The sequence below is a fragment of the Pseudomonas sp. DWP3-1-2 genome, assembly GCF_049896285.1.
GTDB lineage: Bacteria > Pseudomonadota > Gammaproteobacteria > Pseudomonadales > Pseudomonadaceae > Aquipseudomonas.
The window spans coordinates 50,924-71,573 of record NZ_JAFCTZ010000008.1 but is presented as its reverse complement, the minus strand read 5'-3'; the positions used below and the strand labels follow the sequence as shown (position 1 = coordinate 71,573).

At 58.8% G+C, this 20,650-nt stretch carries 22 protein-coding genes; 12 read left to right on the top strand and 10 right to left on the bottom strand.

The window, feature by feature from the left end; all coding sequences use genetic code 11:
* Nucleotides 1-77: 77 nt before the first annotated feature.
* The gene (uvrB, locus tag ACP7B0_RS17340; protein ID WP_426142687.1) at nt 78-2,093 is read right to left on the bottom strand and encodes an excinuclease ABC subunit UvrB; all 2,016 of its coding nucleotides are present in this window, start codon (nt 2,091-2,093) and stop codon (nt 78-80) included.
* 340 nt (nt 2,094-2,433) lie between these two features.
* On the opposite strand from uvrB, the gene ACP7B0_RS17335 reads away from it, so the two are divergent.
* Nucleotides 2,434-3,630, top strand: a complete 1,197-nt coding sequence (locus ACP7B0_RS17335; RefSeq protein WP_426142686.1) for an amino acid aminotransferase — start codon at nt 2,434-2,436, stop codon at nt 3,628-3,630.
* A gap of 90 nt (nt 3,631-3,720) precedes the next feature.
* Here ACP7B0_RS17335 and ACP7B0_RS17330 read toward each other — a convergent pair whose 3' ends face one another.
* Complete coding sequence (locus tag ACP7B0_RS17330) at nt 3,721-3,900, bottom strand: hypothetical protein (protein ID WP_426142684.1); 180 nt, start codon at nt 3,898-3,900, stop codon at nt 3,721-3,723.
* Nucleotides 3,901-4,071: 171 nt separating this feature from the next.
* Between ACP7B0_RS17330 and ACP7B0_RS17325 the strand changes: the two genes are divergently transcribed.
* From ACP7B0_RS17325 to ACP7B0_RS17305, 5 genes are all read left to right on the top strand, one after another.
* Nucleotides 4,072-4,251 (top strand): hypothetical protein, encoded by a 180-nt coding sequence (locus tag ACP7B0_RS17325; protein WP_426142683.1) that lies wholly within the window; start codon nt 4,072-4,074, stop codon nt 4,249-4,251.
* 21 nt (nt 4,252-4,272) lie between these two features.
* Nucleotides 4,273-5,802 carry a histidine ammonia-lyase gene (gene hutH, locus ACP7B0_RS17320; protein WP_426142682.1) on the top strand — a complete coding sequence of 510 codons (1,530 nt, stop codon included), beginning with the start codon at nt 4,273-4,275 and terminating at the stop codon, nt 5,800-5,802.
* 86 nt (nt 5,803-5,888) lie between these two features.
* Complete coding sequence (gene hutC / locus ACP7B0_RS17315) at nt 5,889-6,626, top strand: histidine utilization repressor (protein WP_426142681.1); 738 nt, start codon at nt 5,889-5,891, stop codon at nt 6,624-6,626.
* Between the two features lie 115 nt (nt 6,627-6,741).
* Nucleotides 6,742-7,020 carry a hypothetical protein gene (locus ACP7B0_RS17310; RefSeq protein ID WP_426142679.1) on the top strand — a complete coding sequence of 93 codons (279 nt, stop codon included), beginning with the start codon at nt 6,742-6,744 and terminating at the stop codon, nt 7,018-7,020.
* 208 nt (nt 7,021-7,228) lie between these two features.
* Nucleotides 7,229-8,998 carry a bifunctional diguanylate cyclase/phosphodiesterase gene (locus tag ACP7B0_RS17305; RefSeq protein WP_426142678.1) on the top strand — a complete coding sequence of 590 codons (1,770 nt, stop codon included), beginning with the start codon at nt 7,229-7,231 and terminating at the stop codon, nt 8,996-8,998.
* A 29-nt stretch (nt 8,999-9,027) separates the two neighbouring features.
* On the opposite strand, the gene ACP7B0_RS17300 is transcribed toward ACP7B0_RS17305, so the two are convergent.
* Nucleotides 9,028-9,204 carry a DUF6021 family protein gene (locus ACP7B0_RS17300; RefSeq protein ID WP_426142677.1) on the bottom strand — a complete coding sequence of 59 codons (177 nt, stop codon included), beginning with the start codon at nt 9,202-9,204 and terminating at the stop codon, nt 9,028-9,030.
* Nucleotides 9,205-9,436: 232 nt separating this feature from the next.
* Between ACP7B0_RS17300 and ACP7B0_RS17295 the strand changes: the two genes are divergently transcribed.
* Nucleotides 9,437-10,084 (top strand): BON domain-containing protein, encoded by a 648-nt coding sequence (locus ACP7B0_RS17295; RefSeq protein WP_426142676.1) that lies wholly within the window; start codon nt 9,437-9,439, stop codon nt 10,082-10,084.
* Nucleotides 10,085-10,106: 22 nt separating this feature from the next.
* Here the strand turns inward: ACP7B0_RS17295 and ACP7B0_RS17290 are convergent, their stop codons facing one another.
* Complete coding sequence (locus tag ACP7B0_RS17290; RefSeq protein ID WP_426142675.1) at nt 10,107-10,529, bottom strand: universal stress protein; 423 nt, start codon at nt 10,527-10,529, stop codon at nt 10,107-10,109.
* A gap of 334 nt (nt 10,530-10,863) precedes the next feature.
* Nucleotides 10,864-11,340, bottom strand: a complete 477-nt coding sequence (locus ACP7B0_RS17285; RefSeq protein ID WP_426142674.1) for a RidA family protein — start codon at nt 11,338-11,340, stop codon at nt 10,864-10,866.
* Between the two features lie 203 nt (nt 11,341-11,543).
* On the opposite strand from ACP7B0_RS17285, the gene ACP7B0_RS17280 reads away from it, so the two are divergent.
* The gene (locus ACP7B0_RS17280) at nt 11,544-13,139 is read left to right on the top strand and encodes a histidine kinase famiy protein (protein ID WP_426142673.1); all 1,596 of its coding nucleotides are present in this window, start codon (nt 11,544-11,546) and stop codon (nt 13,137-13,139) included.
* A gap of 44 nt (nt 13,140-13,183) precedes the next feature.
* Here the strand turns inward: ACP7B0_RS17280 and dusA are convergent, their stop codons facing one another.
* Nucleotides 13,184-14,191, bottom strand: a complete 1,008-nt coding sequence (gene dusA, locus ACP7B0_RS17275; RefSeq protein WP_426142672.1) for a tRNA dihydrouridine(20/20a) synthase DusA — start codon at nt 14,189-14,191, stop codon at nt 13,184-13,186.
* Nucleotides 14,192-14,498: 307 nt separating this feature from the next.
* On the opposite strand from dusA, the gene tal reads away from it, so the two are divergent.
* On the top strand, nt 14,499-15,425 hold the full coding sequence (tal, locus tag ACP7B0_RS17270; RefSeq protein WP_426142671.1) for a transaldolase: 927 nt from the start codon (nt 14,499-14,501) through the stop codon (nt 15,423-15,425).
* 63 nt (nt 15,426-15,488) lie between these two features.
* Here the strand turns inward: tal and rssC are convergent, their stop codons facing one another.
* Nucleotides 15,489-15,971, bottom strand: a complete 483-nt coding sequence (gene rssC / locus ACP7B0_RS17265) for an anti-sigma factor antagonist RssC (RefSeq protein WP_020294101.1) — start codon at nt 15,969-15,971, stop codon at nt 15,489-15,491.
* Complete coding sequence (gene rssB / locus ACP7B0_RS17260) at nt 15,968-17,152, bottom strand: two-component system response regulator RssB (RefSeq protein ID WP_426142670.1); 1,185 nt, start codon at nt 17,150-17,152, stop codon at nt 15,968-15,970. Before rssB ends, rssC begins: the two co-directional genes overlap by 4 nt.
* Before the next feature lie 263 nt (nt 17,153-17,415).
* Here rssB and ACP7B0_RS17255 point away from each other — a divergent pair, with 263 nt between their 5' ends.
* On the top strand, nt 17,416-17,715 hold the full coding sequence (locus ACP7B0_RS17255; protein WP_426142668.1) for a PilZ domain-containing protein: 300 nt from the start codon (nt 17,416-17,418) through the stop codon (nt 17,713-17,715).
* A 90-nt stretch (nt 17,716-17,805) separates the two neighbouring features.
* Here ACP7B0_RS17255 and ACP7B0_RS17250 read toward each other — a convergent pair whose 3' ends face one another.
* On the bottom strand, nt 17,806-18,507 hold the full coding sequence (locus ACP7B0_RS17250; protein ID WP_426142667.1) for an MlaA family lipoprotein: 702 nt from the start codon (nt 18,505-18,507) through the stop codon (nt 17,806-17,808).
* A 208-nt stretch (nt 18,508-18,715) separates the two neighbouring features.
* Between ACP7B0_RS17250 and ACP7B0_RS17245 the strand changes: the two genes are divergently transcribed.
* Nucleotides 18,716-19,321: an HAD family phosphatase gene (locus ACP7B0_RS17245; RefSeq protein WP_426142666.1), complete on the top strand. Its 606-nt coding sequence runs from the start codon at nt 18,716-18,718 to the stop codon at nt 19,319-19,321.
* A gap of 127 nt (nt 19,322-19,448) precedes the next feature.
* A complete protein-coding gene (locus ACP7B0_RS17240; RefSeq protein ID WP_426142665.1) occupies nt 19,449-19,712 on the top strand; it encodes a DUF4404 family protein in 264 nt (87 codons plus the stop codon).
* A gap of 81 nt (nt 19,713-19,793) precedes the next feature.
* Here the strand turns inward: ACP7B0_RS17240 and queF are convergent, their stop codons facing one another.
* Complete coding sequence (gene queF, locus ACP7B0_RS17235; protein ID WP_426142664.1) at nt 19,794-20,624, bottom strand: NADPH-dependent 7-cyano-7-deazaguanine reductase QueF; 831 nt, start codon at nt 20,622-20,624, stop codon at nt 19,794-19,796.
* Nucleotides 20,625-20,650 lie beyond the last annotated feature (26 nt).

Sequence of the window (20,650 nt, the reverse complement as noted above, 5' to 3'; positions counted from 1 at the left end):
CTCGGTGGGCCAGACCCATTGCGTTATCGTTCTTCGCGGGCAAGCCTCGCTCCAACAGGTTTGCGCAAATCCAGCCCTCAAACCGTGAGCAGTCGCTCCCTGAGCTTGCCGATCTCATCGCGCATTTGTGCCGCCGCCTCGAACTCCAGGTCTCGGGCCAGTTGGTACATCTTCTCTTCCAACTGACGAATGCGCTTGGTGATCTCGCTGGGTGACCGCAGTTCGTTTTCGTATTTGGCGTTTTCTTCGGCGGCCTTGGCCATGCCTTTGCGCTTTTTGCTGCGCGAACCGGGCACGGTAGCGCCTTCCATGATATCGGCCACGTCCTTGAACACGCCCTTGGGCGTAATGCCGTGCTCAAGGTTGTAGGCAATCTGCTTGTCGCGACGGCGTTCGGTTTCGCCGATGGCCCGCTCCATGGAGCCGGTGATGCGGTCGGCATACAGAATCGCTCGACCATTGAGGTTACGCGCCGCCCGGCCGATGGTCTGGATCAGGGAGCGCTCAGAGCGCAGGAAGCCCTCTTTGTCGGCATCAAGAATCGCCACCAGCGAGACTTCAGGCATATCCAGACCTTCGCGCAGCAGGTTGATCCCCACCAGCACATCGAAGGTGCCCAGACGCAAATCCCGAATGATCTCCACCCGCTCTACCGTGTCGATGTCCGAGTGCAAATAACGCACCCGCACGCCATGGTCAGCCAAGTAGTCCGTCAAGTCCTCGGACATGCGCTTGGTCAGCGTCGTGACCAGCACTCGCTCCTCCAGCGCCACGCGTTTGCCGATCTCGGACAGCAAGTCGTCCACTTGGGTCAGCGCCGGGCGGATTTCAATCTGGGGGTCCACCAGACCCGTGGGGCGCACCACCTGCTCGATGATTCGACCCGCGTGCTCCGCTTCGTAATTGCCGGGGGTCGCGGACACAAAAATGGTCTGCGGGCTGACGGCTTCCCACTCATCGAAACGCATGGGGCGGTTATCCAGCGCCGATGGCAGGCGGAAGCCGTATTCCACCAGTGTTTCTTTGCGCGAGCGATCGCCTTTATACATGGCGCCCACCTGGGGCACGCTGACGTGGGACTCGTCGATCACCAGCAAGGCGTCGGCCGGCAAATAATCATAAAGCGTTGGCGGCGGCGCGCCGGATGGGCGACCCGACAGGTAGCGGGAGTAGTTTTCGATGCCGTTGCAGTAGCCCAACTCGAGGATCATCTCCAGATCGAAACGGGTGCGCTGCTCCAGGCGCTGGGCTTCCACCAGCTTGTTTTGGCTGCGCAGGTATTCCAGCCGCTCCTGCAACTCGACCTTGATGCCCTCCATCGCGTCCACCAGGGTTTCCCGAGGTGTGACGTAGTGGCTCTTCGGGTAGAAGGTAAAGCGCGGCAACTTGCGGATCACTTCGCCGGTCAGCGGATCGAACGCCGACAGGCTCTCGACCTCATCGTCAAACAATTCGATGCGGATCGCTTCCAGGTCTGATTCTGCCGGGTAGATATCAATGACATCGCCGCGCACCCGAAAGGTCGCGCGGGCAAAGTCCATGTCGTTGCGGGTGTACTGCAGGTCCGCCAGCCGACGCAGCAAGGCACGCTGATCGAGTTTGTCGCCCCGGTCCACATGCAGCACCATGCGCAGGTAGGTTTCCGGGCTGCCCAGGCCGTAAATGCAGGAAACCGTGGTCACGATAATGGCGTCCTTGCGCTCAAGCAGGGCCTTGGTTGCCGACAGCCGCATCTGTTCGATGTGATCGTTGATCGAGGCGTCCTTCTCGATAAAGGTGTCCGAGGACGGCACATAGGCTTCGGGCTGGTAGTAATCGTAATAAGAGACGAAATACTCCACGGCGTTGTTGGGAAAGAACGCCTTGAACTCCCCGTACAACTGGGCGGCCAGGGTCTTGTTCGGCGCCAGCACCAGTGTCGGGCGCTGCACCTGAGCGATGACGTTGGCAATGCTGAACGTCTTGCCCGAGCCGGTCACGCCCAGCAATGTCTGGTGCGCCAGCCCGGCTTCGATCCCTTCGACCATCAGGCGAATGGCTTCCGGCTGATCCCCAGCAGGCTCAAAACGGGTGACGAGCTGAAACTCGGACATAACGCACCTCTGTGAGCGTTCCTGCAAAGCGACCTGCAAAAACGAAAGAACCGCCACGGCTGATCCTTCAGAGGATCAGTCGTACAAAATAATAAGTAGTGGGACTACAAGTGGAGTCGACAGTGCCACCTTTCAACCCGCCCCACCCTTCATAAGCCTTCCGGTTGCTGGCGATTTGACCAGCGGTTTTAAAATAACTGTAAAAACCCTGAAAAAACGCCGCCTCGGCTGTCGCCCCGGCCAGCGATGGCCTCTATACTAGCTCCCCGTTTGTGCACCGCTCTGGCGCATTCGGGCCAGAGCGGCATCCCCTCACTTCCCACTCAGAGCCGCCGCAAAAATGAGCCTGTTCTCCGCTGTCGAAATGGCACCACGCGATCCTATCCTGGGCCTCAACGAAGCATTCAACGCCGACACCCGCACCACCAAGGTCAACCTTGGCGTGGGCGTTTATTGCAACGAAGAAGGTCGAATTCCCCTTCTGCGCGCCGTTGCCGAAGCCGAGAATATTCGCGTGGCTCAGCACGCACCCCGGGGTTACCTGCCAATCGACGGCATCGCCGCCTACGATCTGGCGGTGCAGAAGCTGCTGTTTGGCGCGGATTCGCCATTGATCGCTTCCGGTCGGGTGCTGACCACCCAGGCGGTTGGCGGCACCGGCGCGCTGAAAATCGGCGCGGACTTCCTCAAGCAATTGCTGCCCAACGCAGTGGTGGCCATCAGCGATCCAAGCTGGGAGAACCATCGGGCGCTGTTCGAGACCGCCGGTTTCCCGGTTCAAACCTATCGCTACTACGATGCGACCAGCCACGACGTGAACCGTTCCGGCATGCTCGAAGACCTCGAGAAGCTGCCGTCCGGGTCGATCGTGGTGCTGCACGCCTGCTGCCATAACCCGACCGGCGTTGAACTGACGCCAGAAGACTGGAAAAACGTCCTGAAAGTGGTCAAGGCCAAGGGCCACGTACCGTTCCTCGACATGGCTTACCAGGGTTTCGGTCAAGGCATCGATGAAGACGCCGTGGCGGTACGCCTGTTCGCTGACTCGGGCCTGACGTTCTTTGCGTCCAGTTCGTTCTCCAAATCATTCTCGCTGTATGGCGAACGCGTTGGCGCGCTGTCGATCATCACCGAGTCCAAGGAAGAAACGTCCCGGGTTCTGTCCCAGGTCAAGCGCGTGATCCGCACCAACTACTCCAACCCGCCGACTCACGGCGCGATCATCGTTGCCGCCGTACTCAACAGCCCGGAATTGCGGGCGATGTGGGAAGAAGAACTGGCCGAGATGCGCCTGCGTATTCGCGGCATGCGTGTGGCGATGGTCGAGCGTCTGGCGAACAACCCGGCAGGTCAGGACTTCAGTTTCGTCAGTCGCCAGAGCGGCATGTTCTCCTACTCCGGCCTGACCACCGAACAGGTACACCGTCTGCGTAACGAGTTCGGCATCTATGCGCTGGACACCGGACGCATCTGCGTGGCAGCACTGAACCAGAACAACATTGACACCGTCTGCAAGGCGATCATTCAGGTGATCTGAATGCATTCGTTCTGGAGACGCTGACCCGCGTCATCCCGGGGGCTGTAAGCGCGCTTGCTCGCGCCCGCAGCCCCTGCGTCCCACTGCTTTCTACCCCTTCTTCCGATACGCCATCGAATCATCGATCCGCTTGAGGATGTCATCTCCCGCCGCCACGGGCGGATACAGGCTGATGGTCGGCTCCACCCCCAGGTCGCAGGGATCGACCACCGCGCTGTAGTGGCGCCACGCCGTAATGAATTCGGGCCGGGGCAGACAGGTCCGGGTCATGACGCCTGAGAAAGCCGTTGGCGGTATATACAGGTGAAAATGCCGCTTGCGACCACGATGCTGGCGATTCAGCGAGCATCGTCTCGGGTTGAAAAAGGCGGGATTATTGTCGAAATCCCCACGGCTATTCGGCGTTTCCAGGCGCCCCACCACTGGGCATGAGGCGCACGGATGGTGCAACTTTCGGTGACACCGCCTGACCATCCTGGCGGCTGCGTTGTCGCCAAGGCCATGAATTCCGGGGAGCGAGTCGAACTGGCCCGGCTTTTGCCTTACCTGTATATACAGGATGATGTGACCTACAGCGAACTGTCAGGATCAACTCGCAGTCGTCAGCATCCACCCGAATAATCAAAAGCAGGAACACTCGCCATGCCAGCACCTCTTCTTCTCAAGCCCGGCCAATTCAATCTCGATCAGCTGCGTGCCATCTACCAGCAGCAAGCGCCGTTCGAGCTGGACCCTGATGCCCGGGAAGTGGTCGATGCCAGCACCCGCACCGTCAACGAAATCATTGCCAATAACCGTACGGTGTACGGCATCAATACCGGTTTCGGCCTGCTGGCCCGCACCTCGATCCCTACCGATTCTCTGGCCAGGCTGCAGCGCAATTTGCTGCTTTCGCACTGCACCGGAACCGGCCCGTTGCTGGACGACGCCAGCGTCGCCTTGATCATGGCCCTCAAGGTCGGCTCCCTGGCACGGGGCTTTTCCGGGATTCGCTGGGAGGTGATCGAGGCCATCAGTGCGTTGTACGCCGCCAGGGTTTATCCCTGCATTCCGTCCCAGGGTTCGGTGGGCGCATCCGGCGACCTGGCACCACTGGCGCACATGTCAGCGGTGCTGATCGGCGTAGGTCGCGTGCGTCATCAAGGCCGTGAAATGGACGCGGTGGAAGGCCTGGCGCTGGCGGGCCTGGAACCCATGGTCCTCGGCCCGAAAGAAGGTCTGGCGCTGATCAACGGCACGCAGGTGTCCACCGCCCTGGCCTTGCGTGGTCTGTTCGCCACCGAGAAGCTGTTCACCGCTGCCGTGGTTGCCGGCAGCCTCAGCGTTGACGCCCTCAAGGGCTCGGACGTGCCCTTTGACCCTCGCATCCAGGCTGTTCGCGGCCAGCCGGGGCAAATCGACGTGGCGGCGCTGTACCGTGAATTGCTGGCGAAAAGCGAGATTCGTGACTCCCACGTCGATTGCGGCCGCGTGCAGGACCCTTACTCCCTGCGTTGCCAGCCACAGGTGATGGGCGCTTGCCTGGATCACATGCGGTTCGCCGCTGGCGTGTTCCTGCGCGAAGCCAACGCCGTGTCGGACAACCCCCTGGTATTCAGCGCCGACGGCGACGTGCTGTCGGGCGGTAATTTCCACGCTGAACCGGTGGCCATGGCCTCTGACGTGCTAGCCCTGGCCATTTCGGAAATCGGCGCGCTGTCCGAGCGCCGCATCGCACAACTGGTGGACCCTGCCCTCTCCGGCTTGCCGGCGTTTCTGGTCAAGGAAGGCGGCTTGAATTCCGGCTTCATGATTGCTCAGGTGACCGCTGCGGCACTGGCGTCGGAAAACAAGACCCTCGCCCACCCGGCGTCTGTGGACAGCCTGCCCACTTCCGCCAATCAGGAGGATCACGTGTCCATGGCCACGTTTGCGGCGCGCCGTTTGCTGGACATGGCCGGCAACAGCAGCGCAGTGGTGGGCATCGAATTGCTCGGCGCAGCTCAAGGTGTTGACCTGCATGCGCCGCTGCGCACGTCGGAAAAACTCAGTGAAGTGCTGGCCATGATCCGCAGTGAAGTCGCCCATTACGATGAAGACCGTTACTTCGCTCCGGACATCGCCGCCGCACGCGCCTGGGTCGAAAACGGTGCATTCACCCGCTGGCTGCCATTTGAACGCCTGTACGCTTGAGTGCCACGTGGTCGGCGGACTTTCAGCCCGCCGACCACCGCGCAACACCGAAGAGGTCTGCCGCGTATGACCCTCGTGAGCCTGTGATGAGCCCCCCGGCCCCTCAAGCCCTTTATCAGCGCGCCAAGGACTACGTCCAGGGCAAGCTCAGCGGTGGCGAATGGAAACCCGGTGACTTGATTCCTTCGGAAAACCAGCTTGTGCAGACACTCGGCATGTCGCGCATGACGGTCAACCGTGCACTGCGTGAACTAGCGGAAGAAGGCCAACTGGTGCGGGTCTCCGGGGTCGGCACGTTCGTGGCCCAAAGCAAGCCGCAATCGAACCTTCTGCGCATCACCAACATCGCTGACGAAATCATCGCCCGCGGGCATCGCTATAGCTGTGAGGTGCTGCATCTGGGTCGGGAAGCCGCATCGATGTCCACTGCGGCAGCCCTGTCGCTGGCAACCGGCACCTCAGTGTTTCATCTGCTCTGCGTGCATTGCGAAGAAGGCGTGCCGGTGCAACTGGAAGACCGTTACGTTAATCCGGAGCTGGTTCCGGACTTCCTCAAGCAGTCATTCGGTGAGCAACTCCAGCCTGCCCGCTATCTGTTGCAAGCCATCCGTCCGGATGAAATGGAACACATCGTCGAAGCCAGCCATCCCAGCGCTGACGAAAGCCGCTACATGCAGATCGACAGCCTGGAACCTTGCCTGGTCTTGATGCGACGCACCTGGAGCAACGGCAAGATCGTGACATTCGTCCGCCTGACCCATCCCTCCTCACGCTACCGCCTGGGTAGCCGTATGCCGGTCAACGGCGCACACCGTGACCGCTGATTCACCTCCCGCAACGGACGGTCGGTCTCAAAACTCATCGAACGACCGTGCCCCGTCACCCTCGAATTCTTGAAAGGCTGGAAATTGATAGCCTGAGAATAGAGAGGACACGACGATGACCGATCAAAGCCAGACACCCGTTGACCGCAACGACCCCGCCATCGACCCGCAAAACCCTGACAACGAACCGGGCCAGGGTGAGCAATACCCGAACACGGGTTCACAGACTCAAGAACAGCCCGTGGGACAACCCGATACGCAACTGGAACAAACCCAGGAATCGGGCGGTAACACCTTTACTCCAGACTACGAGCCAGAGGAAAAACCGGCTGATCAACGCAACCCGCAACCCACCCAAGGCAAGGATGCAGACATTGATACGGACGGGGGTTAGGGCTACCTCCGACAACGGGAGAAAAAGCACTGCGGCCGGCCACCTGAATCGGGGCCGGCCGATACCGCCTAAAGTAATGGATGGCAGCGACGATACAATCAGCAGGGACTGATCGTGGTCACAAAACCTATCGGTGTTGTATGTCACTCTCGAAATGATGGCATATTGCCTCACCCGAATGACCTCTGACCGTCCGCCGAGATACCCCATGCACCAAACCCTAGAAAAGGAGCAACAACGCCTGGCCGCGGTACGGGCCCTGCAGTGGCTGGAGACGGCCAATAACGAGAATTTTGATCGCATCTGCCGCCTTGCCTCCGCGTATTTCGATGTCCCGACAGTGCTGGTTTCCCTGGTGGAGGAAGATCGGCAATGGTTCCCCGCCCGTGTTGGGTTCGCGCCCAGTGAAACGCCCATCAGCCAATCCTTTTGCGCACACACGCTGCGCCAGCAAGGCGTCATGCAAGTCGTCAATGCCTGCGAAGATGTGCGCTTTGCCACGAACGAACTGGTGACCGCTCAGGACGGCATTCGCTTTTACGCCGGCGCTCCCTTGTTGACCCGCGAAGGCATTGGATTGGGTAGCCTGTGCATCATCGATAAGTTGCCCCATCAACTGAACCACGCTGAAATCCAGGTGTTGAAGGATCTGGCAGAGATGGTTATTTCCCAGATTGAACAACGGCAGATGGTACTCACCCGCAATCCGGTCTCGGGATTGCCGAACCTGCGTCAGTTTCTCGCCGACCATCAGCAATCGTGGTGCAATGCGCAGTTCCCGGCGCGCCTGCTGGCGCTGATCGAAATCGTCGACAGCCAGTACGAGACAGAACCGGACTCACTCAGCGCCGCAAACCCCTTGCAAATGCGCGCCCAAGACATCGCCGGCCGTCTGGAACATGCGCTGCAAACCCCGGTGACGGTTTATCACATCAGCGAACGTCACTGCTGCGTGCTGCTGTCTGCGAACCCGGCGCAAAGGTGCGCGTTGATTCAGACGCTGATCACGCTGATCTGTGAGCCCTGCGCCGAGGATTCGATTTCCGCATTGCCGGCCACGCGCCTGGGCATTGCCTGCTGCCAGGAAGGCAGCCAGTCCATTGGCGACCTGCTGCGCAACGCACGTCTCGCCGTTGAAGCCGCAGAGCGGAACGACAAAGGCTGGGCGGTCTGGGACGAAACCGAGGACTGCGCCAACCGGCGCGCGCATATGTTGAGCGGCGATGTAGCCGCTGCATTGTCCAATGGCGAGTTCTATCTGGTGTATCAACCCCGTTTTCGCCTGGAGGATGGCCGCCAGGTGAGCGCAGAAGCACTGCTGCGCTGGAATCACAGCACCCTGGGCCCGGTCTCACCCACCGAATTCATCCCGTTGATCGAGCGTTCAGGACAAATCAGCACCGTTACCCGCTGGGTGATTGAGCATGCGCTGGCGGCTGCGGCCGAATGGGAAGACAAAGAAGCAAAAGTCTCGCTGAATCTGTCGGCACTGGACTTTCAATCCATCGACATTGCAGGCGCGCTGCGAGCCAGTTGCGAACAGCATTCCATCGCCCCCCAGAGGGTCGAGGTAGAAATCACCGAAGGCGAATGGATACGCGCGAGCAGCCACGTGCTGGTCCAGTTGTCAGACATTCGCGCCTTGGGTGTCGATGTCGCCATCGACGACTTCGGCACCGGCTACAGCAATTTTGCCTACCTGCATGAAATCCCGGCCAATGTCATCAAGCTGGACAAGTCCATCATCACTGACCTGGAGAACAAGCCGCGCAATCGCATTATTGCCCAATCCATTTTCAAGCTGGCCCATGAGCTGGGGTATCGCACTGTCGCCGAGGGCATCGAAACTTTCCAATGCATGGACATGGTCAGAAGTTACGGCTGCGATGAGGCGCAGGGTTTCTTCTTCTGCCGTCCAATGTCGGGGGAACAAATCAAGCGCCTGAACAGTGACAGCGCGATCAAGTTACGCACGTGAAGCCGTAGTCTGAGTCAGCTGATGGCGGCTTATTTATCGTCGTAGGGCGGGTATTGATCATCGTCCACGCGCTTTTGCGAATCCACGTCCTGCCCGTCATCGGGCGCCTTGGCCGGGCCTATCGGGTCAATTTGCGGGTCGCCAAGGTCGGGCGAATCAGGATCGAAGCCCGGATCATTTTCAGGATCATGCTGCTGCGTAGTCATGGGCACCTCAGGTCAAACGCCCAGAGACGTCTGGGCCATGATCATGGGAAGCCCGCCCCCCGGCAGAGTGCCCCTTACCAGACCAATGGTCGGGACCAAACGCACCGGGTCGCCATCCTCAAGGCCGGTCCCTTGATAAAACTCAATACTCTCCTCGGCCCAACGGTGTCTACTGGCGCTGTGACGTCTCGTTTGCCTCTTGGGCAGGCACAACCGATGGAGATTGATGAACATGAGCGATTTGACCCTGCGCCGGGACATTCTCGATGAGCTGGAATTTCGACCTCATATCGATGCAGCCGCCATTGGTGTAGCGGTTGAAAACGGCGTCGCCACCTTGACTGGCCATGTTCGCAGCTACGCGGAAAAAATAGCCGCCGAAAGAGCAGTCAAGAGCGTCAAAGGTGTGCGGGGCGTGGCCGAAGAGCTTCAGGTGCGCCTCCCCGGGACGATCTGCCTGGATGACGACGTCATCGCTTCACGCTGCCTGGAACTCATCCAATGGAATGAGTCACTCCCCGCAGATCGCATACAGGTCAAAGTGCAGAGTGGCTGGGTGACGCTGGAAGGCGAGGTGGACTGGCAATATCAGAAAGAAGCGGCACAGGGCGCGATCCGCAAGCTGACCGGTGTCACGGGGATCAATAACTTTCTGGACATCAAACCCCGCATCAATCCCGATGACACGCAAACCCTGATTGAAAGCGCTCTGGTGCGCAACGTTGAAGTCGACGCCACCCACATCTGCGTCACTGTCGATGACAGAACGGTAACACTTAAGGGGCATGTGCATTCGTGGGCCGAGCGCAAGGCAGCGGAGCGCACGGCCTGGTCGGCAGCCGGTGTCACGCGGGTTGAAAATCACCTGCTGCTGGCCTGAGCATCAGGGTTTATCAAGCCCTTTACGGCGCCTCGGACTTGATCACCAGCACACTGCTGGGCATGTGATCGATCACCTGTTCAGTCGTACTGCCCAGCAACTTGTTCAAGCCATGTCGGTTGACCCTGCCCATGACGATCACATCAACATGCTCGGCGACGGCAAAGTCGTTGATCACTTTGGACGGTGTTCCCGAGATGAAATGGCGATGCTTTTCGGCAACCCCGAAACTGTCTGCCAACGCGTTAAAAGCCTGCTGCTCGGCCCGATATAATTCATCACCCAGCCTGGTGGCGTAACCCATGCCGCCTTCTGTGGAGTAGACGTAGGAAAGATCGTAAGCGTGCACCAGATCCAGCGTGGCACCGCACTGGCGCGCCAGTTCGTCCGCCGCCAGAAAGGAGATGCAATGAGCATTAACCGCCCTGAACCGGACAGAAGCCACCTCCACACTTCGAAAAGCACGCCCATCGCAGCGAAGAGCGTGCTGCTTCCTGATTAAAAAAGTGTGACCGGGAGAAATGCAAATAGCTGATTTTTGTCAAAACCGGCAGGCACGGATAACCGGGCCAGCCTGCATGTTTGCTTTGTGTTGCCGGTCGGTTGCTCTGCGGCGCAAGCGCCGAGGTGAAACCCGAGGCTCTAGTACGAAAAGTCGGCGAGCGAAGGTCAGGCAAGGCAAAAACAGGTGAGGAAGCGGAGTCTACTGGCTGTAAATGAGCATTCCGAGCCTGTTTTTAACGCAGCATCACCGAGCGCAGCCACTTTTCCTACAGAGCCTAGATCACAGGACGGTCGACCTTCGTGGCCGTCACCGTTATTTCCACCAGCCACCCCGGCGGAACCAGTCGGATAACCTGCGCCCGCGTCCTCGCGGGCACATTCGGCTGCGCAGGCGTACCGAAATACTGATTGTAGACGCCAGAAAACCCTTCGAAATCCGCAACGCCGTCCGATAACGGATCCGCCACAAGCAACGCCTGCATGCTGACAATGTCACCCAACTCGTAACCATGGCGGGCCAGGGTTGCTTCGATCTGCCGGATAACGCTCAGGGTCTGAGCCGCCGTGTCACCGTACGCCTGCACAGAGCCGGCCGGGGCGGTTGAATCGATGACCTGCGGGCCGACACCGCTAAGCACCAGTTGGCGGGCGTTCACCGGCACTTCAATGGCCTCGGCGAACTCCCGCGCCCAAGGCTCCGTGATGCTGGCGGGATGCAGATGACGAACGAGGGAATTGGGGTGGGTATTCATGGCAAACGGACTCCTGTCGAACCCATGTCAAAAAGCAGAACAGGATCATGCACACCATTGGCATCGGACTCAATCAACTGCACGGAACTTCAATCCACAAAACCATTCGAACGAGACAATCCATGGCTTAAAAACACTCATTAAGACACCGCCTCGTCCCGTCAGGGTATCGGGATCTATTCAATCAGACCGGAGACAGCGCAGTGCCGGACAGACCATCTCGCGTCGATAACGCTTCCTCTGGTGACATTTCCCCCCCTGGCAAGAACATTTTCTTCGCTGCGGTGGAAACCACACGCATGCCGATGATCGTGACGGATCCCCACAGCTCCGATAATCCGATCATTTTTGCCAACAGCGCCTTTCTGCAAATGACCGGCTACACCGCCGCCGAAATCATCGGCTCCAACTGCCGACTCCTGCAAGGTCCTGAAACGGATCGCGCGACGGTCGACGCGATCAAGACAGCGATTGCCGAGCGCACCGACCTGTCCACCGAAATCCTCAACTACCGCAAGGACGGCTCTTCATTCTGGAATGCCCTGTTTATTTCGCCTATCTACAACGACGATGGCGAACTGGTGTACTTCTTTGCCTCACAACTGGATATCAGCCGTCGACGTGATGCAGAAGAAGCCCTGCGTCAGGCACAAAAGATGGAAGCGCTCGGCCAATTGACCGGAGGCATCGCTCACGACTTCAACAACCTGTTGCAAGTCATGGGCGGCTACATCGACCTGATTGGCTCGGCCGTGGAAAAGCCCGAGATTGATCGCAATCGCGTGAATCGCAGTATCCACCACACCAAGGCCGCCGTAGAGAAAGCCAGCACGCTGACCAAGCAACTGCTGGCCTTCTCCAGAAAGCAGAAGCTGGATGGCCGGGTCCTGAACCTCAACACGTTGGTCACCCACAGCCATATCCTGGCTGAGCCCCCCTTTGGGTCAGAAGTGCAGATTGAAATGGATCTGGATCCAGACCTGAAAAACTGCCGAATCGATCCCACCCAGGCCGAGATGGCGCTGCTGAATATTGTCATCAATGCCAAAGATGCGTTGGCGGGACGGGAGAACCCTCGAATCCTCATCGAAACGCGCAATGTCAGAATTGACGACGTTGCGGTTATGCCTCACGACGGGTTATTGCCGGGCTGCTATGTGCGCATTTCGGTGACCGACAACGGCATTGGCATGCCTCTTGGCATTCGCGACCGCGCCATGGATCCTTTCTTCACGACCAAGGAGGAAGGCTCAGGGCTGGGGTTATCCATGGTTTATGGGTTCGCCAGGCAATCCGGTGGCGCCGCGCACATTTACACCGAAGAAGGCATAGGCACTACGATCAAGCTGCACTTCCCCATGGACGAAGCCGGTATCACCCCGACCGACGCACCGCACCGGCCTCAAGGTCGCACGGGCTATGAGCGCATTCTCATCGTCGAAGACCGCCCGGACGTGGCTGAGCTGTCGAAAATGGTGCTTGAGGATTTGGGCTATGCCACCGACATCGCCCTCAATGCTCGGGAGGCGCTGAGAAAGTTCGACGCCGGCTCATCTTACGATTTGCTGTTCACTGACCTGATCATGCCCGGCGGCATGAATGGCGTAATGTTGGCCAGAGAGGTGAGAAGACGCCTGCCCAAAATCAAGGTGCTGCTGACCACGGGTTACGCGGAAAACTCGATTGAAAGGACGGACATCGGCGGATCGGAATTCGACGTCATTGCCAAGCCCTGTATGCCCCTGGCGTTGGCGCGCAAGGTGCGCCAGGTGCTGGACGGACCCAACGGAATGACTTGAGTGGCGGATGGCGTCTACACCTGAACGGCTCAGGCGCCAAAACACTATCGACCTTCCAACAGCTGTGCCGCCTGATCCAATAGCGCCAACGGGTGTTCGGCCTTGTGAATATCCACCGACAGCAACTGGCGAAAGCGCCGGGCGCCGGGGAAGCCCTGCCCCAACCCCAGCACATGCCGGGTGATGTGATGCATCGACCCACCGCTGGCGATATGCGCCGCGATGTAGGGGCGTAAGGCCGCCAACGCTTCAGCCCGGGAAATCACCGGTGCCTGGCTGCCGAATAGCTGCTGATCGACTTGAGCCAGAATATAGGGGTTGTGATACGCCTCGCGCCCCAGCATCACGCCATCGAAAATCTGCAAGTGCTCCTGACAGTCCTCAAGAGTCTTGATACCGCCGTTGAGTACGATTTCCAGCTCGGGAAAGTCGGCTTTCAACTGCGCGACGACGTCATACCGCAACGGCGGAATATCGCGATTTTCCTTTGGCGAAAGCCCTTCCAGAATCGCGATCCGCGCATGCACGGTAAAGCTTTCGCATCCAGCGTCCCGGACGGTCCCGACAAAGTCGCACAACTGCGCATAACTGTCCCGGCCGTTGATACCAATGCGGTGCTTGACCGTGACCGGTATCGAAACCCTGTCCTGCATGGCCTTCACGCAATCGGCCACCAACTGCGGGTGAGCCATCAGACAGGCGCCGATCATGTTGTTCTGTACCCGGTCACTGGGGCAACCCACGTTCAGGTTCACCTCGTCGTAACCGGCGTCCTCGGCCAGGCAGGCACAGGCGGCCAGATCGGCGGGAACGCTGCCGCCCAACTGCAGGGCCAAGGGATGCTCGGCCTCGTCATGACGCAAAAAACGCTCGTGATCGCCGTTGAGCAACGCACCGGTGGTCACCATTTCGGTGTACAACAAGGCATGTTTCGACAACAGACGCAGGAAAAACCGGCAGTGGCGGTCAGTCCAGTCCATCATCGGGGCAACAGAAAAGCGACGGGATAGCGTAGAGGCGGAATTCTTTTGAACAGCGATTGTGTGGGACATTAGCTCTACGTGTCTCGAGTCGGCGTGGCGAAAGGCTGCAAGTCTATCAAGAGAAGCCCCTGGCCGGGGGAACCACCTGACGCCAGCAGTCCGGGTTTCGCAAATCACCGGGAACAAGCAGCCCCGCCGGGGCTCAAAACCAGCAGAATCGACTCGTCGAACTCTCGCGCATTGACGTCTTGCTCTCAACAAGGGCCCGCAGCAGCGGTGACGCCGCCTATGGAGCGCAGCCGTTTTCGCACAGCTCGCTTGAGGGGTCGCCGATGCTCGGGTAATGTCATCCAACCGCACAGGACAGAGCACACTCATGACTTCCAAGCTGGATCAACTCAAAGCGTTCACCACGGTTGTTGCCGACACCGGCGATTTCGGTGCCATTGAAAAGCTCAAGCCGGTCGATGCCACGACCAACCCTTCCCTACTGCTCAAGGCCGCCTCAAGCGACAGCAACGCAGCCCGCCTGAAAGAAGCGTTCAGCGGCAGCAACGGCGATATCAACGTAGCGAGCGACCGCTTCTCCGTCGCCATCGGCCAGGAAATTCTCAAGGTTGTGCCGGGGCGCGTCTCCACTGAAGTCGATGCCCGCCTGTCCTTCGACACCAAAGCCTGTATCGAACGCGCCGAACATCTGGTGAGCCTGTACGACAAGGCCGGCATTGGCACCGATCGTATCCTGATCAAGCTGGCATCAACCTGGGAAGGCATCCGTGCTGCCGAAGTGCTGGAGAAGAAAGGCATTCAGTGCAACCTGACGCTGCTGTTCTCCTTCGCCCAGGCCCAGGCCTGCGCCGACGCTGGCGTGTTCCTGATTTCCCCATTCGTGGGCCGTATCTACGACTGGTACAAGAAAGCTGAAGGCCGGGACTACGTGGGTGCCGAGGATCCGGGTGTACAGTCGGTAACCCGCATCTACAACTATTACAAATCCAACGATTACAAAACCGTGGTCATGGGTGCCAGCTTCCGGAATATCAGCCAGATCGAAGAGTTGGCAGGTTGCGACCGCCTGACCATCAGTACTGAACTCCTGCAAAAACTGGCAGAAGACAATGGCTCCCTGGCACGCAAGCTGTCACCGGGCAATGCCGGAGAGCCGCGTCAAACCCTGACTGAAAGCCAGTTCCGCTGGGCCTCCAACGAAGATGCCATGGCCACGGAGAAACTGGCTGAAGGTATTCGTCAGTTCGCTCGCGACCAGGAGAAGCTCGAAAAGCTGCTCTCAGCCAAGGTCTGAAAACACAAAAGGGCGACACCCTCACGGGTGTCGCCCTTTTTGCTGCCTACCCGTTGTGGGTGGCTAGTGACGCTCCAGCGCGTTGACCAGGTCGTGGAACGCTTCACGATTGGAATCGTTGAGACCCATGAGGATCTTGTGCGCTTCCAGCACCTTGGCCTTGACCACCTCTTCGCACTGATCCTGAGAGGGCAAGTCCGTCAGGCATTCAGGCCGCGGAATCGGACGGTCGACAATATTGAACACCTGATCGAAACCCATCGACTGCAAAAGCCGGGTGATGTCTTCGTGGGTGGTCACCACCGTTGGCAACAAGCCGACTTTCTGACGAGACAAGATGGACAACTTGGCCAACAAGCCAAGGGTTGTACTGTCGATGCTGCGGGTTTCGGTCAAATCAATGACGACTGCCGAAAAATTCAGCGCCGTGAAGATTCTTTCAATCGTCGCATCCAACGCCGAACACAGGGTCAGACGTACTTCCCCAACGAACTTCAGGACAAAGGTGCCGTCCTGCTCGGCGAACTGGATTCTACCGGTACTCATTCAAGGTTCCTGCTCAGCACTAACAAGGCGATATCATCCGGCATCTCCCCTAGCGTGGCCAATCCAAAAATCTGACGCAGACCATCCAGGCTGCCGCCCGCCGCTTTTACCATTTCGGGTAGCGCGGCTTCTTTCTCTTTGAGTGTATCACCCGGCAAGAGGTCCAGAATGCCATCTGACAGCAGGGTCAGGCTGAAGGAATCCGGCAGGTCCACTTCATGGTCCTGATAAGTCGCTTCATTGAACAGACCTACCGGCAAACCACGCCCGCCCAAGTACCGCGCCTCACCCGGCGAATACAGCACAGGCAGTGGCAAATGGCCGCCCACGGCATAGGTCAGCTTCCCGGTGTCCTCGTTGATCACGCCGCCCACCATGGTGACATGCTTGCCCAGCTTGCAGCTGATCAAACCCCGGTTGATATGACCCAACACGTCCGAAGGCTTGAACTCTGGCAGGGTGCCGCCGCGTTTGGACTCGAACAACAGGCGCGTGGTCATGAACTTCAACAGCACGGTAATGAACGCCGAAGAAGCGCCATGCCCGGAAACGTCCGCCAGATAGAACGCAACCCGACGCTCATCGACGCGAAAGTAATCGACGAAATCTCCCGACAGATACAGCGACGGAATGATTTCGTGGGCAAACTTGAATTCATCAATGGCCCAGGGACTGATCGGCAACATGTTCATCTGCACCTGACGACCGGCATCCTGGTCTTCCTGCAACAGATGAAGGCTGGCTTCCAGCTCGCGATTGGCCGTTTCCAGCTGTTGCCGATAGACCTGGTTTTCCTGCAGCAAACGAGCACGGTCAAGGGCGCGCCGTACCGAGTGCTCCAGCACGGCGAGGTCTTGCAGCGGCTTGATCAGATAATCGGCGGCACCCAGGCGCAGCGCTTCGACCGCGTCATTCATGACACCGGCGCCGGAAACGACGATGACCGGCGTTTCGGGAGAAAGGCTGGTTACCTGGCGAATCAGTTCGAGCCCGCCCATCTGAGGCATGCGCAAGTCGCAGATCACCAGATCAGGCGTTTCCTTCTCGAACAGTTCGATGCCCTGCAAGCCATTGCCGGCTTGCAGAACGCTGAAGCCACTGTCCTCAAGATAGGCAGCCAGACTGGCTCGCACCACTTCGTCGTCATCGATTATCAGCAGCGTGGCACTGGTTTTTTGCATGTGGGCAAACGGCGCCAGATTAGGTTGGCGTAAACGACCGGGTGTACGGGTCAGCTTACTGGATTCGCTTCTAGCCTCTCTGACAGCGCGCCGCGACTTTTGGCCCTGGCTTGGCGTTTCAGAGGTGCCCTTCAAGGCGCAGACGGTACTCCCATCCGCCGGGCGTTTCAAGCGTGCGTCAGCGGTCGCATTGCGTCTTTACATCGCAAATCGCGCAGAGTTATAAGAACAGGCAAATAAGCAACGAAAGTGAAGGACAAACCATGACTACAAATGGTCGAGACTACGACGAAAAGCGTGATTACATCCGCATGCGTGTAGATACCGACATCAGCTTGCTGTATGCCGGCCAGATCATTCCAGCAGTGTGCATTGATTTGTCTAGCTCCGGCATGCAGGTGCAGGCCCCGCGCACCTTTCAGGTCGGTGACAAGCTCAGCGTAAGGATTGATTCCGAACATACCGCGCTCAAGGGGCTTGAGGCGGAAACAGAAGTGGTCTGGCTGACAGACATGGAAGACGGCGGTCAGAAACTGGGACTGACTATCATCTCCATGAGCTGATCTTCAGCGGAACTGACTCACATTTTGAAAAGAAAAAGGCGACCTCGGTCGCCTTTGTTCAATCAAACCTGTTCGATCACATCAGGGCAATCAGAAATCGTCTTTGACCTGGCCGTCCTTCACCTTGAACTCGCGATTTTGCAAATACGCATTGCGGATAAAGGTGTACTTGTCGCCCGTGATCATGCGCTCGGCCGACAACAGGCTCGCGCGGGCATCGACGATGTTCACGGCCCGGGCCGTGTTGCGGGTCGGCACGTGATCCACGTAGTGGTAAGCGGAAGTGTAAGTGTCCGGGTACATGGCGACAGTGTCGCGCACAGTGCTTGGGCCGAGTAACGGCAGCATCACATACGGGCCGCTTCCTACACCCCAGTAGCCGAGTGTCTGACCGAAGTCTTCATCGCTGCGCTGCAGGCCCATTTTCGTACCGACATCAATGAAACCCAGCAGGCCGAACGTGGTATTGAAAATCAGTCGAGCCGTGTCAACGCCGGCATGAGCAGGTTTGGCCTGCAGGACGTTGTTGGCCAGGTTGCGCACGTCGCCGATATTGTTGAAGAAGTTATGCACGCCATCTTCGACAAACTGCGGGGTTATGTATTGATAACCTTGTGCAATCGGCTTCAAGGCATAGGTATCAATCGTGTCGTTGAAGCGGAAGACCACACGGTTGACGCTTTCCCACGGGTCATCGTCGGCAGCCTGGGCGGCCATCGGAACCAGTGCAACACCGGCGCAAATACACAACTGAGCCAGACGATCAAAAAAGCCTGCACCGGTCACGGGCATAGCTGACACTCCTAGTAAAGTAATCAAGCGGGCGCTACGCCCCCACATCATCAAGGCGGGCAGTATAAAGCCATATCGACTAAATAAGGCAGGGTCACTGACAGGCAAAGCCGTCAGAGCGGCAAAAGTTTTTAAACACCATCATCAGACGTTCATCTAGCTGTCACAAAAGGCCAGTAGCGTTTCTCGGTATTTCAGAGAGATCACCATGCTTGCGCCGGTCAATACTCCCCTGCCCGCCTTCACGGCCGTGTTGTTTGGCCTCAGCGGCTGCCTGGTGGATTTCGGCGCGCAAGCGTCAAAAAAGTTGATCGACAGCGAGCAGGGTCAGGCCACAGCAGGTGCTCTGCCCGCTCTGCAAAGCCTGAACACGCAAGGTGTGCCCTGCGCCTGGCTGGATGAGTTGCCCGAGTCCATCAGCCTGTTGCTTGCCCGCTCGCTGCCTTCATTGATCGTTCCCGCCCCGAGGGCATCGACACCCTGGCCGGCGCCGCACGCCTGCTGGCAGGCACTCATGGCACTGGGGGTCAGTCAACTCGAAGGCAGCGTAGTGGTCAGCGGCGAACCCAAACTGCTGCAATCGGGCCTCAACGCGGGGCTATGGACCATCGGCCTCGCGTCCTGTGGCTCCCTGTGCGGGTTGTCACAGGCGCAGTGGCAAGCCCTGAACAATGCCGAGCGCGAGTACCGCCGTGGCCAGGCGACGCTGCAACTGTACGCGCTGGGCGTGCATTCTGTGATCGATCACCTGGGAGAGCTCGAATCCTGCCTAGCCGACATCGCATTGCGCCGCAGCAAAGGCGAAAAGCCCTGAGCGGCTGCGCATTGGCTTGATCAACATCATGCAGACTGCACCGTAGTGGATTAGTCTTATAGTCATCGAGGACCTTTCGCCCGGCGACGAGGTCCATGGGACAGACTTATCAATGAAGGAGCACGTCATGCCTGCCCGCGAACTGCAAGAACAACTCAATACCCTGCGCGAGCAACTGGAGCAGAACCCGCCGCTGTCCGAGAGCGAACGCGAAAACCTGCACCTTCTGATGCAGCAGATCGAATCGCAGATTGAACTGGAAACGGTCACTCAGGATTCCAGTCTTGCGGATGGCGTCAACCTCGCCGTAGAGCGTTTCGAGCTCGAACACCCCGGCATCGCTGGCACCTTGCGCAACATCGTGGTGACATTGGGCAATATCGGGATCTGACAGGACGCGATCCTGTGGGAATCAGCTCGCGCCCACAGGATGCTGGACAGTCAGCGAGCCGCGGCCCGCTCGACCGATGATCTATTGCCGAGCGAGGCGGCCATTCTCGAAGCTGACGGCTTCGGTGCTGCGATAGGGGTTGATATCCAGCCCGCCACGGCGCACGTAACGCGCATAGACGGTCAGTTTTTCTGGCTTGAGCAAGCGCTGAAGATCAAGAAAGATCCTCTCGACACACTGCTCATGAAAATCCGAGTGCTGCCTGAAGCTGACGATGTAAGCCAACAGGCTTGCGTGATCCAGCGCCGCACCCCGGTAGTGAACCGCGACACTGCCCCAGTCCGGCTGGCTGGTGACGGGGCAATTGGATTTGAGCAAGTGACTGTGCACCGCCTCCTCCACCACCCGCGAATCGTCGCAGCGCAACAGCTCAGGTTGCGGTCGGTCGTAGCTGTGAATCGTCACGTCCAGTTCATCGATGCAACTGCCCGGCATCACGGCAACGCCTTCACCCTCGATATCGGCCAGGCTGCGAATGCGCACGCCCACCGGCTTGCCCGCTGCGGCCGACAGATCCTTTTCAAGGGTCGCCACCAGCGCGGCGCGATCCGCAAACGGCGTCTGATTCAGCGAGTTCAGGTACAACTTGAAGGACTTGGACTCAATGATATTGGGTGAATCGGCCGGAATACTGAACTCGGCAATCGCCACCACCGGCTTGCCGGAAGGCAGCAGCCAGGACAATTCGTAGCAGTTCCAGAAGTCGACACCCTGATACGGCAACGTCTGCGCGGTCAGCCCCAGCTCGGCCCATTTCGCAGCGCGAGGAATAGGAAACAACAGAGACGGCGTATAGGTGGCGATGTATTCACTGGACTTGCCCAGCGGGGAGTGTTCGGCGGCGGGATGCATGGCGGTACCTGAATCACATGTAGCGG

Excerpts from the sequence above, each read along its gene's own strand:
- ACP7B0_RS17335 (WP_426142686.1), top strand. The coding sequence starts at position 2,434 with ATGAGCCTGTTCTCCGCTGTCGAAATGGCACCACGCGATCCTATCCTG.
- ACP7B0_RS17305 (WP_426142678.1), top strand. The coding sequence starts at position 7,229 with ATGCACCAAACCCTAGAAAAGGAGCAACAACGCCTGGCCGCGGTACGG.
- ACP7B0_RS17285 (WP_426142674.1), bottom strand. The coding sequence starts at position 11,340 with ATGAATACCCACCCCAATTCCCTCGTTCGTCATCTGCATCCCGCCAGC.
- uvrB (WP_426142687.1), bottom strand. The coding sequence starts at position 2,093 with ATGTCCGAGTTTCAGCTCGTCACCCGTTTTGAGCCTGCTGGGGATCAG.
- hutH (WP_426142682.1), top strand. The coding sequence starts at position 4,273 with ATGCCAGCACCTCTTCTTCTCAAGCCCGGCCAATTCAATCTCGATCAG.
- ACP7B0_RS17330 (WP_426142684.1), bottom strand. The coding sequence starts at position 3,900 with ATGACCCGGACCTGTCTGCCCCGGCCCGAATTCATTACGGCGTGGCGC.
- ACP7B0_RS17310 (WP_426142679.1), top strand. The coding sequence starts at position 6,742 with ATGACCGATCAAAGCCAGACACCCGTTGACCGCAACGACCCCGCCATC.
- ACP7B0_RS17325 (WP_426142683.1), top strand. The coding sequence starts at position 4,072 with ATGGTGCAACTTTCGGTGACACCGCCTGACCATCCTGGCGGCTGCGTT.
- rssC (WP_020294101.1), bottom strand. The coding sequence starts at position 15,971 with ATGAGTACCGGTAGAATCCAGTTCGCCGAGCAGGACGGCACCTTTGTC.
- hutC (WP_426142681.1), top strand. The coding sequence starts at position 5,889 with ATGAGCCCCCCGGCCCCTCAAGCCCTTTATCAGCGCGCCAAGGACTAC.
- ACP7B0_RS17240 (WP_426142665.1), top strand. The coding sequence starts at position 19,449 with ATGCCTGCCCGCGAACTGCAAGAACAACTCAATACCCTGCGCGAGCAA.
- dusA (WP_426142672.1), bottom strand. The coding sequence starts at position 14,191 with ATGTCCCACACAATCGCTGTTCAAAAGAATTCCGCCTCTACGCTATCC.
- ACP7B0_RS17300 (WP_426142677.1), bottom strand. The coding sequence starts at position 9,204 with ATGACTACGCAGCAGCATGATCCTGAAAATGATCCGGGCTTCGATCCT.
- ACP7B0_RS17250 (WP_426142667.1), bottom strand. The coding sequence starts at position 18,507 with ATGCCCGTGACCGGTGCAGGCTTTTTTGATCGTCTGGCTCAGTTGTGT.
- ACP7B0_RS17255 (WP_426142668.1), top strand. The coding sequence starts at position 17,416 with ATGACTACAAATGGTCGAGACTACGACGAAAAGCGTGATTACATCCGC.
- queF (WP_426142664.1), bottom strand. The coding sequence starts at position 20,624 with ATGCATCCCGCCGCCGAACACTCCCCGCTGGGCAAGTCCAGTGAATAC.
- tal (WP_426142671.1), top strand. The coding sequence starts at position 14,499 with ATGACTTCCAAGCTGGATCAACTCAAAGCGTTCACCACGGTTGTTGCC.
- ACP7B0_RS17295 (WP_426142676.1), top strand. The coding sequence starts at position 9,437 with ATGAGCGATTTGACCCTGCGCCGGGACATTCTCGATGAGCTGGAATTT.
- ACP7B0_RS17245 (WP_426142666.1), top strand. The coding sequence starts at position 18,716 with ATGCTTGCGCCGGTCAATACTCCCCTGCCCGCCTTCACGGCCGTGTTG.
- rssB (WP_426142670.1), bottom strand. The coding sequence starts at position 17,152 with ATGCAAAAAACCAGTGCCACGCTGCTGATAATCGATGACGACGAAGTG.